The organism is Wolbachia endosymbiont (group A) of Epagoge grotiana (assembly GCF_947251775.1).
GTDB classification, from domain to species: domain Bacteria; phylum Pseudomonadota; class Alphaproteobacteria; order Rickettsiales; family Anaplasmataceae; genus Wolbachia; species Wolbachia pipientis.
Map to the genome: position 1 here is coordinate 885,432 of NZ_OX366387.1, position 12,613 is coordinate 898,044.

Below are 12,613 nucleotides of genomic sequence, written 5' to 3' on the forward strand. Positions count from 1 at the left end.
GTCCTTTCTGTGTTGCTTGAGGAAAGAAAAAAGCTCAGGGTAAGAGTGGCTTGTTATAGTGTGATTGCTTAGTTAAGTTAGGTAAGTTTTTATAAATTTGGAGGGACAAATGACTTTAAACAATGATGATTTATTAGTTAGTGCTGCAGGAGCAGGACGCCTTAGTGACGTTAGAGAACTTCTTGAGAAAGGGGCTAATATTGAAGCTAGAGATAATGATGGTTACACATCTTTGCATAGGGCTGCTGAAGGAGGTCATTTAGAGATAATTAGATTTCTTATAGATAAGGGGGCTAACATTGGAGCTAAAAATAAGGATGGTGGAAAACCTTTAGATGTAGCAAATACCTCTCGTCAGTCAGAAGTAGTAAACTTTTTAGGACCAAAGCAAAGTGAGTATGATAGACTTTTATTTGCTGCTGTAGAAAGTGGGAATGTTAGTGAAGTTACAAATCTTCTCAATATTGGAGCTAGTATTGAAGTTAAAGGTGTAGAAAATGCGGAGTTTAGGTTAGCCCGTTATGTAAAAAGAATTATGGAGATGAGTAATTACCATAATGTTCATTCGGAAAAAAAATCTGAGCTTGAAAGGATAAAAGGAGAATTACCAGAGTCAGTAAAGAATGCAGTATTTTCATCGGAGGTATGTATTAAAAGTGTTTACTATAGTAATGAGTATTTATATCCTGCTAGTGATTATCTTAGCCATGATAGTGATAGAAGGAGAGTATTTACTTGGAGGCCAGGGGCAAAGATAGTCCATGTCAATGGAAAATTGAGGATTGTGGATCTACTCGCAAGAAGCGTGATGTACAATATAGTATTACAAAAGAAGCTAAGTGTGATCTATCTTATGATAATGCATCAGACAATTCATCGCAAAGTGACGAAATAGGCTATAACAAAATAGGAGCTACAAGCGGAGCAAGTAAGCCGTCTTCATGGATAGATGCTGTTAAAGGTGTTTTTCAGTTTATCTCTTCCCCTTTAAGGGCTGCGTTGCCTTCATTTTCAGAAAATAGCTCTAGCCGTTCTGGTACAGCAGGAAGTAGCTCCAATCATTCTGATACAGTAAGAAACCCAAATATCCAATATACTAGCCAATTTAGTCGTGAAGTTTGTGCGAGTAATAATGCTAGCTTGATGTTTTTCTTGTTACAAGCTTTTCTAGATAAAAAGTGTCCTCTTCCTAAGTTTTCTGATGTTAATCCTGTAAAGGCTCTTTTTTACACATCGGATATTATAAAGTCGTTCAAGGAAGTATTAGAGAAGCAAGCTGAATCGAAAGGTGGTATAAAAATGCACCGCTTAGATATTAATTTTGAGAAATTATTTGAGAAGATTAATGAAAAAATTAGGAGTGGTGAATTTAATGAAATTTCAGGGATTTTAAAATCATACGCAGAGGAAGCATTGCCTGGTAGAGAACCCGGAGATCCCGGTAGATTAAGTCCGAAAAAGTTTGATAAGTTTATGGCTGAATTTAATAGAAGAATAGACCCAGTAATAAATCAATTAATGCAACAAATGTTAAGCAGATTAGAAGTGAGTGACGTAAAAGAACAACAAATAAGCTTGGAGCCTAAAAGTTATCTAAATAATACTTCTGTTCAATGTCATTTAACTCAAGCTAGAGGTCAAGGTAAAGTATTAATTCCTTAATTTTTGAATTTCATCTATCGAAAGGCCGGTAATTTGAGCGATAACATCAATAGAGACACCGGCCTTAAGTGAGTTCTTTGCCACTTCGATTTTCTCTGCTTTTCTGCCTTTTTCATGTCCGATTTGGATGCCTTCTTCTTTACCTTCTTCTCTACCTTTTTCAGTAGCATCATCAAGTTTTTGAGCGAGGACAGCCTGTTCATCAAGAATACGTTTTATTTCCTGTTCATAGGCAATAAATTCTTTTTCTGACCAGTTGAATCTATTTAGCTCTTCATAGGCCTTTTTAATTATTACATCACTACCTATTATTTTTTCCAGCTCTTCTTCACTAGTCTCATCTGCATATCGAAAAAAATAAACCCATTTTTCAACTATATTTTCCAACTGATCTTCCTTATTCTTTGGAAATTTTGGCAACTCAATAAATATAAAATAGAAATCTTTTAGATCATGCTCATTAGTGTCTTCATCTCGAATAGTATGCTTTGATTTGTACTCAGATTTATTAGGAAACAGTACACAATCTGCTATAGCAATGAAGATAATTTCCTTAAGGTTATGATACTGGTCACCTTTATCAGCTTGCCTTGAGTAAGCTTTAGCAGCATAGTATTGGGCACGTTTTTCAAAGCCTTTAGTTTTAGCGACCTGCATTTCGCAAATGTATTGAGCACCTGTAGAATCTCTACAGAGAACATCAACAATACTTTGCTTTTTAGCGGCGATATCGGGGTCTTGAATAGTACTTAAAAACTCTATATCCTTTATTTCATTTTTACCAGTAAAGCCAAGAATATCATTGAGGAAGTGAATAAGAATATCTCTATTTTTTTCAGTACCGAAGATACGCTTAAACGATACATCATTTTTGGGATCAAGAAACTTAGAAAAAGTCATAAGAAAGAACCTTAAAAAGCATTAATAATTATACACAATTCTGAAGAAATGTTCAAGTTTTTTATTTTTTTAAGTTTTGAATGCGTTGATGAAAAAAATGTCTCCCATAGATGGCTTTAGAATGCTACTACGCACCTTAGACGTCCTTTTGTACATCTTTTATTAACCCTTCTATAAAGAGCCTTAAAAGGCTGGCAAATGGATGCTATGAGTTTGGAGCTGTAGGAGACATCAAAGATACCCTTTTTGGTGTATAAAAATACGAATCTACGACAACATCGTTTAAAGAAATTAGCAGCTATTAATATCTTCTACCTTTTCATAAAAAAATAAACAAAAAAAAATTGAAAATTTGATTTGACTTCACCCAAAAGCTATGGCTTTATGCCAATACTGCTAAGAAAATAACAGTAAACATTTAAAAATAATTTATTATTAGTGAAGGGTATATTATATGAACAATAAGAATAAAAGTAAAGATCGTAAAAAAGAAATAGAGTTCCGAATTGACCTTACCCAGAAAAAGTGGAGAGAAAGAAAGGAGTTTTTTCGGGTAAAATAAAATTTTGGAGGATTAGAAATGGTAAGAGAATATACGGCAGAATTCAAATTGGAAGCTGTTAAGCTGGCAAATGAACAAAGAAAGGTAGGTCAACCAGTTGCAAAAGTAGCAAGAGATCTAGGAATAAGGGATAGTGTATTAGGAAAATGGATGAAGAAATATAACGAAAAAAAGTCAGCGGCAAATGCATTTCCAGATGTAGCACCTTATGACAAAGAGAGATTTGATTTACAGAAAGAGTTAGCAAAAGTAACAAGAGAAAGAGACATTTTAAAAAAAGCCCTGGCCAGTCAAAAAGAGTAAAATATTTTTTCATAAAAGAGCATAGTAAACACTATAAAGTGCAGGAATTATGTAGGGTTTTCTGCTAGTGGCTACTATAAGTGGACTACAAGGAAAATAAGCAGTAGAGAATCAGCAAATAAAGAGTTATTAGCAGATTTCAAAAAATATATCAAGCTTCTAAATGTAGATATGGAGCTCCTAAAATTCATGCTGAATTAAAGGCTTTGGGTAAAAGTTGCAACTTAAAAACAGTGCAAAGTATTATGCAGAAAAATGGTATTCAGGCTATATTGAGAAGAAAATTTAAAATTAAGAAACAACAAACGGACAGTAGCTCCCAATATATTAGACCAAAACTTTATTGTCGATCAACCAAATAAAGTATGGGATTACTTATATAAAAACCAAAGAAGGATGGCTATATTTGGCAACAATAATCGATCTATATTCACGCATGGTAGTTAATGAGCAGTTCAATAAATAAACAATTGGTTATGGACTCTTTATTAATGGCCGTTAACAAGCGTAAACCTGCCAAAAATCTACTATTACATAGTGATCAAGGTTCACAATATACTTCGCAAGGTTATCAATATCTCTTATCCATAAAAAACATAGATGAGTTATAAAGGTTGTTGTTACGACAATTCTGTTGTGGAAAGCTTCTTCAGTTCTCTAAAAAGGGAGTTACCAATAGACACCTCTCGGCACTCTAAACAGCATATCAAAACTGCTATATTTGAATATATAGAAATTTTTTATAACAAACAACGTCACTATTAACTATTGCATTCCAGAACAATTTGATGCATCATTCTTTTTGTAAAAAACATTCCAAACTTTCTCTCCACTTTTTCTGGGTAAGGTCATCATAGCATTAGTTAGATGCATTAGAATTGATCATGATGATGTACATATAATGTTTAGGTTTCAAGAACTTGCTCTGGAAATGCAAAAAAAAATGTTCAACATTATGTCGCGAGTCAAACTTAGGGTATTTGGCGTCTCATGTTTAATTTTTCGCACTACGTGCATCGCATGTCTTTAAAAATTTCTGGGTTTTTACCTATATAAGCTGAAACGCGCTTATAAAGCGTTACAAGACATCAAAAAATGCCAATACTCGACAGAGATAGTAAAAGACTAGCTAACTCGGGGATTCTTTGTCTTTTTTTCTGCTTAGTAAATTTCTTAAACATTTGCAGCGTAGGTTAGTTGCAATTAAAAGCAGCTGAATTTCGCTTGTCAAGCGTTTAAAACATAAAAAACGCCAATATTTTAAAGCGGATAATAACCCCAGGGCTTCTTTTGCCTTTTTTTTTATTTGGTAAATTTCTTAATGTTTATGGCTAAACGACAATCGTCATCCCGCTACTTGTTAGCGGGATCTAGAGATACCGCGAATGAATCGCGGTATGACGGTTTGTGGCGGCATGACGATAAGGTTTATACCTTGTCATCCCAGTGCTTGACACTGGGATGACAGCTAGCCTGACAATCGTCATCCCGCTACGTGTTAGCGGGATCTATGCTTTGAGATACTGCGAATGAATCGCGGTATGATGGTTAAGTAAGGGATCTATGCTAAGAGATGCCAAAGACCTTCATGAAACTTTGCCCATTTGGCTTCTCTAAAGATTTCGTTTACAGAATCTAGTAACTCAGCTATGCAGAATAAAAAAAGTTTGTATGGTATACAAATAGTGTGTTTTTTTTATAATTATTTTCTATAATACATAAACCTTTGGTCCAAGCTGTAAATGCCACCATAGGCATTAAAAGTTAATTAACAAACTGCAATGTATAATGAAATAAAGAAACTTGTAAGACTTTGATCTTACAGATTATAAACTTGTCATAAAGTTTAATAGTGTCTGTTACTGCTTTTAGGTGTGAGGCTAGAGGGTTATTAGCAGTAACAGACACTATTAAAATTATTATAGAATTTACTTAAAGTAAATACTTAATTTAAAATATTATAATATTTTTACTTACAATAGATTTATGTAAATGCTTTTTTCCTCAATTAGTATTGTACTATTATACTTGTTGAATGCTAAAAAATTATTAACCATCACTAATCTCTATTTGCATAGTAAGTTTATATATACTATTATACAGTATATCACTTAGTTTTATAGCAAACAAACAAAAGATATGGTGAAGTTATTTGCACTATTGATAATATTTTACTCAAATATATCTGTTGCCTCTGCTCCTACTTCCTGGCAATTTGGATTTCCTGCTCCTGCAACTGAAGTAATGGAGGCTGTAGTTAGGTCACATTCGTTTGTGATGCTTGTGATGGTTACAATAATGCTTTTTGTGTGGGCGCTGCTTGCTTATATAGCGTTTCGCTTTCGTAAAAGCAAAGTAACAAACATAAGTAAAACTACCCATAGTGTTCCTTTAGAAATTATTTGGTTTGTTATACCAACTATCATTGTTGGAATATTAGCCTTTGAAAACGCTAAATTACTGAAGCTACAGGAAGAAATACCGAAAGCTGATATAACACTGAAAGTTATTGGCCATCAATGGTATTGGAGTTACCAATATCCAGAATATCAAGGTGTGTCATTTGATAGTTATATTAAGGGAAAAGAAGACTTTATCGAAGGAGATTTAAAGCTATTCTCTGTTGATAACAACATCGTTTTACCCATTAATACTAATGTTCGTTTACAAGTTACAGCAGGAGATGTGATACACAGCTGGGGAGTACCGGCTTTTGGTGTAAAAATTGATGCGATACCAGGTAGGCTGAATGAGGCGTGGTTTAATATCAAAAAGTCTGGTGTTTATTACGGGCAGTGCTATGAATTGTGTGGTCAAGGCCATGGATTTATGCCAATTGTTGTTGAAGCAGTAAGCAAAGAAGATTTTAATAAGTGGATTGAAAATAGAAAATTAGTGAGTTAAATTTGGAGTATAGATATGAGTGACGTACCAAGGGGCATAAAGCGTTGGTTGTTTTCCACTAATCATAAAGACATAGGGACACTGTACATTATTTTTTCCATATCAGCTGGAATTATTGGTGGATTATTATCGGTGATTATTCGCACTCAGCTAATGCACATTAATATACTTAACAATAACTATCAATTATATAACGTAATGGTTACAGGGCATGCATTGATAATGGTGTTTTTTATGATAATGCCAGCCCTCATGGGAGGATTTGGTAACTGGTTTGTACCTCTCATGATTGGCGCACCAGATATGGCATTTCCTCGTATGAATAATTTAAGTTTTTGGTTATTAGTGTCATCTTTTATTTTGCTCATTCTCTCAGTGTTTATTGGTGAAGGTCCAGGTACAGGTTGGACTTTATATCCACCTTTATCACAGGTAATGTCCCATCCAAGTGCAGGAGTTGACATTGCTATACTTGCACTTCATGTTGCTGGTATGTCGTCAATTGTTGGGGCGATCAACTTTATAGTTACTATATTTAACATGCGTGCGAAAGGCATGTCGTTGACTAAGATGCCACTATTTGTTTGGTCTGTCTTGCTAACAGCATTTATGTTGATTGTTGCCTTACCGGTGCTTGCCGGTGCTATAACTATGCTTCTTACTGATCGCAATGTTGGTACTTCCTTTTTTGATCCTGCCGGTGGTGGTGACCCTGTGTTATTTCAACATTTATTTTGGTTTTTTGGTCATCCAGAAGTTTACGTAATTATTTTTCCTGCATTTGGCATCATAAGTCAGGTTGTATCAACTTTTTCTCACAGACCTGTATTTGGTTACATAGGGATGGTTTATGCAATGATAGGTATAGCAGTATTTGGCTTTATGGTTTGGGCTCATCATATGTTCACTGTTGGGCTTAGTGCTGACGCTGCTGCATTTTTTAGCACTACCACAATTTTTATCGGTGTTATAACTGGTGTAAAAGTCTTTAGCTGGATTGCAACTATGTGGGGCGGAGCAATTGAGTTTAAAACCCCTATGCTATTTGCACTAGGTTTTATTTTTATGTTTGTTGGCGGTGGCATAACGGGAATAATTCTTTCTCATGGTGGAATAGATAAGCTCCTGCACGACACCTATTATGTTGTTGCTCACTTCCATTATGTCATGTCACTTGCTGCATTATTTGGAGCTTTTGCTGGCTTTTATTATTGGATTGGTAAAATGTCGGGTAAACAATATAATGAGCGCTTAGGTCAAATCCACTTTTGGCTTACTTTTATTAGCACCAATATCACTTTTTTACCTCAACATTTCTTAGGATTAGCTGGTATGCCAAGGCGTATACCTGATTATCCTGATGCGTTTATCCCTTGGAATTATATATCCTCAATTGGTTCGTATATGTCCTTTGTTTCAGTTATGTTTTTTGTGTTTATAGTTATACATCTTTTTAAATGGGGCAAGAAAGCTGGAGATAATCCTTGGGGAGGTGACACCTTGGAATGGACGGTATCTTCACCACCGCCTTTTCATACTTTCGAAAAACCACCAGTGGTAAAATAGAATGTACACAAGTGTTTTGCTAAATGTTGAATCAACAATACTGGATTTTTGGCGTTTGCTGAAGCCAAGGATAATGTATCTTGTGGTATTTACTGCAGTTGCTGGTATGGTTACTGCACCAGGTAGTATGCACCCTTTTCTAGCACTAATATCTCTTATATGTGTTGCTCTTGGCTCAGGATCTGCAGGTGCTATAAATATGTGGTATGACAGAGACATAGATCTGCTCATGGAAAGGACAAAAAACCGCCCTATACCCTCAGGTAGAGTTTCTGCAGAAAGTGCGCTTGAATTTGGTATAACTCTTGGAATATTGTCAGTATTTATCATGGCAATAGCAGTAAACTATATTTCTGCTGCTTTGCTTGCTGTTAGCATATTATTTTACGTTTTCATATATACAATTTGGCTAAAAAGGCGTACTCCGCAGAATATCGTTATCGGTGGTGCAGCAGGTGCTTTCCCTCCAATGATTGGCTGGGCAGTTGTGACTAATTCTGTAAGTTGGGAAAGTTTCATTTTATTTTTAGTAATTTTTATGTGGACTCCACCACACTTTTGGGCCCTATCTTTAAATAAGTCTGAAGACTATGCAAAGGCATCAATTCCAATGTTCAATATTGTTTATGGTCCGGAAAAAACAAGAAAATATATATTAATTTATAGTGTTTTGCTGGTGCTAACTAGCTTGCTTCCGGCTCTATTTTTGAAAAAGGCTTTACTTTATCTAAGCATGGCAACCTTTGAAGGTTGCGTTTTTATTTGGTACGCTGTATCTGTTATGAAGTTCAAGAATCACAGCTCACAGAAAAAAATGTTTTCTTATTCAATTTCTTATCTATTTTCCCTATTCGCCAGTATTATTTTTTGTTCTATTGATTTATTTTAGTTATGAAAGAACGGCAGAAGCATAAAAACTATTTTTTACTTTTCCTTTTGGTAATGCTCGTTGTCACACTTTTTTTTGTTTCTATAATAAAATTTAAAGGTGCAGCTTAAACTACCTTTAGAAATTGTGCTTTCATAAAAGCAACTATATACTTTGTTAACCGATATAAACAAAGATGAGTAAAAAAGAAGTGACAATATATACGGATGGGGCGTGTTCTGGTAATCCTGGAGCGGGAGGATGGGCAGCTATCATATTATTTCAAGATTACAGAAAAGACATTTATGGTAGAGAAGAAAATACCACAAACAATAAAATGGAGTTAACAGCGGTGATCAATGGGCTGAAAGTATTGAAATTTTCTTGTAATATTAATTTATATACGGATAGTCTTTATGTTAAGCATGGCATAACAGAATGGATAAATAAGTGGAAAATGAATGGCTGGAAAACAAGTAATAAAAAATCAGTAAAAAATATGGAATTGTGGAAAGAGCTAGACAACGTTGCTTCACAACACGAAATTGATTGGAAGTGGGTTAAAGCACACAGTGGCGATAAGTATAATGAGGAGGCTGATAGTTTAGCAAGAAAAGCAATAATCGATGCTTAAAAAAATTACTATATTATTTTCCGTAGCTTTATTATTCATATTGTGCTTCTTTATTTTTTTTAAGCCTTTAGAAATCAATATTAATTATATTGATTTTTATGTTAAACATAAAATATCAAAAATATTTGTTGGCTCAAGCGTTAATATGGAGAATACCTCAGTTGTTTGGCAGAAAGATGGCAAAGATCCGTATTTAGTCATTACGGATTTGGCAATAGCAAACCCTAATTTTACTATAAAAGTTCCTGAGCTTTTTGTACATTTTAAGTTAAGTTCCTTATTTAAAGCTAGCACAAATCTCTCTCAGGTTTCAGCTGATAATGTGCATGTATGTATCAAGAGAGAAGAAACTAATGTTAATCCGCAAAACTCATTAGACCTTTTGGATAATCATTATTTAAGTAGTAACCGCCTTCCTTCGGTGTCATTCCAGCGCGTGACGCTGGAATCTAGAAAAAAAGAAACAAGTAGTCAAGCTACTTGGATGACAAGGACGAGTGCTGGGATGACAGGAAAAAAAGATACTGGGATGACAGGGAAGAATTTCAAGATGACAGAAAGTAGTGCAAAAAATCTATTAAAAACAATAAGGGAATTTTTTTTTGACTTAAATGCGGATTCAAAAATTGAATTTACTAACATCGCTATTGATAAAAGCACAGAAGATGAATTTTTTATTGATAAATTATATATAGGGAAGGGGGAAGATTTTAATGTTTTAGATATTCATGTGAATACAAAAGATGGAAAGGGATTTTTGGATGATTTATCAATTACGATAAAAAATCGCAACAATTTGCTAAATGTGTACGGGATATTTTATGATCTAAAATTGGGACTATTGAGCAAGTTTTCTACATTAGTTAAAAGCTACAATTTGGACAAAAATATAGGATTCAAAGGAAGCTTCTCAGTGAAAATTAATAAAAAGGATGAAATTGTAGATGGAAATATATACGTATTAAATACAGAAAATTATTTGAACAAAAATTTGGCCTTAACTAATGTAAATATAAATTTAACATATAGTAGTGGAATTATTAGTGTAAAAAACTTCCATTTTAAGTTAAATGACACGTATCTCTCTTTAATAGGCAAAATGAACTTTGGTACAAGTCATGCTTTGCTTAGAATTAATATTAGTAAGTTTGCTGCAAAGGATTTATGTACTTATATACCAGATAGTGTAGTAAATAGTAAATTTAAAAGCTGGTATTGTGATAATATTGATGGGGATGTTTTAAATACCATTGTAAGTTTCAATGGCAAAATTAACAATTTGGTTGATGACGATCTGTCAGACATTGTAATTGTTGCTGATATAGAAAACGGTAGCGTAAAATTTGATGAAGATTTTGAGCAAGTAAAGGAATTAAAGGGTGATTTGATCATCAAGAATAACGATCTTGAAATTACTGTAAATAGCGCTAAGTTTCAGAATTTCACTGTTAATGGTGGTGATATTGAAATGAAATCTCTAAATAAGGAAGATTCAGTTCTAACCATTAATGGCAAAGCTGTAAGTGATGCGTATGGTTTATATGAGCCTATAAGATTTAAGCTGGATGATGTGGTGAAGGTTGAAAGGGATAAAGTAAGTGGAATGGCAAAATCCGTATTTAATTTTCGCATTTTTAATCTAAATGCTGATGACAAAAAAGTAGACTTCTCAGCAAATTTTCATTCTGAAATTGACAATTTGGCCGTCTATAATGCAAGTCTTGGTAAATATGATATTAAGCTTAGTTTTGGCAGTGACTTTATAGATTTAAATGGTAGTGGTATGGTGAATAACACACAGCTATTATTTGACCTGAAAAGTAGCAATAGGAATGAAAGTTTCGCCTGGAATTTGACCGGAGATTTACCCGCTCAAATATTTAATTTTGATAGTGGCTATGTCAGTGCAAATTTAGAGTCAGTGATAAATCAAGATAAGACGGGGTATGTTAATGGTGATATAGATTTATCAGAATTTGAATCACATTCAAGCTACTTAGGGTGGAAAAATCGCTTTGAAGATCACAATAAAATTTTGTTTTCTACAAGGTTAAAAGGAGCAGGTGAATTGTTAGTAGATAAATTAGACATTGTAGGAAATGACCTAGATATAAAATTCAGCGGAAGAGTAGAAAATGGAAATTTATATTTAAATTCTAGTAGCTTTAAATTGCCTGATAATGATTTTAGTATAGAAATTGAATCAGGTAAGGAGAAAAATGCCATAACTATTTATGGTGAGGAAATTAACTTAAGTGATATTTTAGGCTTGCTTGGCAAAAACAGTAATGGATTAAATAAAGATATAGAGATTAGTATGAATGTTGACAATGTAATTATGAAAGAAGGCATCGTTATCAAAAATGCTAAGCTGAATGTAACCTGTACTAAAGGTAATTGCAATGGAAGTCAATTTACAGGGCAGTTTCTGGAAGATAGCAGCAACATACTAGCAGAATACAGTGGAATAGGGCTCGAAATATATGCGGATAATTCAGGTATGCTTTTGCGTTCCTTAGGCATTAGTAAATCAATTAAAAACGGCAAATTGTCTTTTTATCTCTCTCCTCAGAGAGAAAGTGGAGAACATTATGGTACGTTATCCATTAGCAATTTCTACATCAAAGATGCTCCACTACTTACTACTTTATTGTCGATGTCTTCATTGCCTGGCATTGTAAATGCCATAAAAAATGAAGGTGTATACTTTTACAAATGTAATGCACCTTTTTCATACAAAGATGGCACTATTGAAATTGAAGAATCTTGGCTTGAAGGGGCGGAGTTAGGTATTAGCACTGGTGGTAAGCTCGATATTAGAAATTATAAATTCCAGGTTGCAGGACAAGTAATACCAGCATATTCAATTAATAAATCTTTGTTAAAAATTCCTATAATTGGAAAACTTCTTACTGGTGGGAAAAGTAGGGGAATCGTTTCAATAGACTATAAAGCAAGTGGTGATGACAAAAACAATAACGTATCTGTTGATCTTATCTCTTCGCTAACTCCAAACCTATTAAAGAGGTTATTGGGAGTGTTTGACCGCATTATGACAAAAACTAACGAAAGTGGCTTAAAAGGTGGTGTGAAAAAGAAATTTGGTTCGATATGACCAAAAGGGAAGTTATTTAACAAAATTATGGACAAAAATGCAAGAATTTCAGAATGATCTACCTGATTTTTTATTTAGTTGTTTAAGTAATACCACTCC

The 12,613-nt window shown here is 33.9% G+C and carries 8 protein-coding genes and 1 pseudogene; 8 read left to right on the forward strand and 1 reads right to left on the reverse strand.

The features are described from left to right. Positions 1-109: 109 nt before the first annotated feature. Both OPR50_RS04085 and OPR50_RS04090 read left to right on the forward strand, forming a co-directional pair. Positions 110-895, forward strand: coding sequence for an ankyrin repeat domain-containing protein (locus OPR50_RS04085; protein WP_265024304.1), 786 nt, complete (start codon positions 110-112; stop codon positions 893-895). Further along, positions 823-1,662, forward strand: coding sequence for a hypothetical protein (locus OPR50_RS04090; protein WP_265017885.1), 840 nt, complete (start codon positions 823-825; stop codon positions 1,660-1,662). Before OPR50_RS04085 ends, OPR50_RS04090 begins: the two co-directional genes overlap by 73 nt. Here OPR50_RS04090 and OPR50_RS04095 read toward each other — a convergent pair. Further along, complete coding sequence (locus OPR50_RS04095) at positions 1,651-2,562, reverse strand: Rpn family recombination-promoting nuclease/putative transposase (RefSeq protein WP_015589128.1); 912 nt, start codon at positions 2,560-2,562, stop codon at positions 1,651-1,653. The genes OPR50_RS04090 and OPR50_RS04095 overlap by 12 nt on opposite strands. Positions 2,563-3,142: 580 nt before the next feature. Between OPR50_RS04095 and OPR50_RS08795 the strand changes: the two are divergent. From OPR50_RS08795 to OPR50_RS04130, 6 genes and pseudogenes are all read left to right on the forward strand, one after another. Continuing rightward, positions 3,143-4,235: pseudogene (locus tag OPR50_RS08795) on the forward strand (IS3 family transposase). Between the two features lie 1,331 nt (positions 4,236-5,566). Beyond that, entirely contained in the window at positions 5,567-6,331 is a 765-nt protein-coding gene (gene coxB / locus OPR50_RS04110) for a cytochrome c oxidase subunit II (RefSeq protein ID WP_012673173.1), read from the forward strand. Positions 6,332-6,346: 15 nt separating this feature from the next. Beyond that, positions 6,347-7,897 (forward strand): cytochrome c oxidase subunit I, encoded by a 1,551-nt coding sequence (ctaD, locus tag OPR50_RS04115; protein ID WP_265023821.1) that lies wholly within the window; start codon positions 6,347-6,349, stop codon positions 7,895-7,897. A gap of 1 nt (position 7,898) precedes the next feature. Then, a complete protein-coding gene (locus OPR50_RS04120) occupies positions 7,899-8,786 on the forward strand; it encodes a heme o synthase (protein ID WP_182309217.1) in 888 nt (295 codons plus the stop codon). A 175-nt stretch (positions 8,787-8,961) separates the two neighbouring features. Beyond that, positions 8,962-9,399, forward strand: a complete 438-nt coding sequence (gene rnhA, locus OPR50_RS04125) for a ribonuclease HI (RefSeq protein ID WP_151807582.1) — start codon at positions 8,962-8,964, stop codon at positions 9,397-9,399. Next, positions 9,392-12,514: a DUF3971 domain-containing protein gene (locus OPR50_RS04130; RefSeq protein ID WP_265023822.1), complete on the forward strand. Its 3,123-nt coding sequence runs from the start codon at positions 9,392-9,394 to the stop codon at positions 12,512-12,514. Before rnhA ends, OPR50_RS04130 begins: the two co-directional genes overlap by 8 nt. Positions 12,515-12,613 lie beyond the last annotated feature (99 nt).

Excerpts from the sequence above, each read along its gene's own strand:
- OPR50_RS04085 (WP_265024304.1), top strand. The coding sequence starts at position 110 with ATGACTTTAAACAATGATGATTTATTAGTTAGTGCTGCAGGAGCAGGA.
- OPR50_RS04095 (WP_015589128.1), bottom strand. The coding sequence starts at position 2,562 with ATGACTTTTTCTAAGTTTCTTGATCCCAAAAATGATGTATCGTTTAAG.
- coxB (WP_012673173.1), top strand. The coding sequence starts at position 5,567 with ATGGTGAAGTTATTTGCACTATTGATAATATTTTACTCAAATATATCT.
- ctaD (WP_265023821.1), top strand. The coding sequence starts at position 6,347 with ATGAGTGACGTACCAAGGGGCATAAAGCGTTGGTTGTTTTCCACTAAT.
- OPR50_RS04120 (WP_182309217.1), top strand. The coding sequence starts at position 7,899 with ATGTACACAAGTGTTTTGCTAAATGTTGAATCAACAATACTGGATTTT.
- rnhA (WP_151807582.1), top strand. The coding sequence starts at position 8,962 with ATGAGTAAAAAAGAAGTGACAATATATACGGATGGGGCGTGTTCTGGT.
- OPR50_RS04130 (WP_265023822.1), top strand. The coding sequence starts at position 9,392 with ATGCTTAAAAAAATTACTATATTATTTTCCGTAGCTTTATTATTCATA.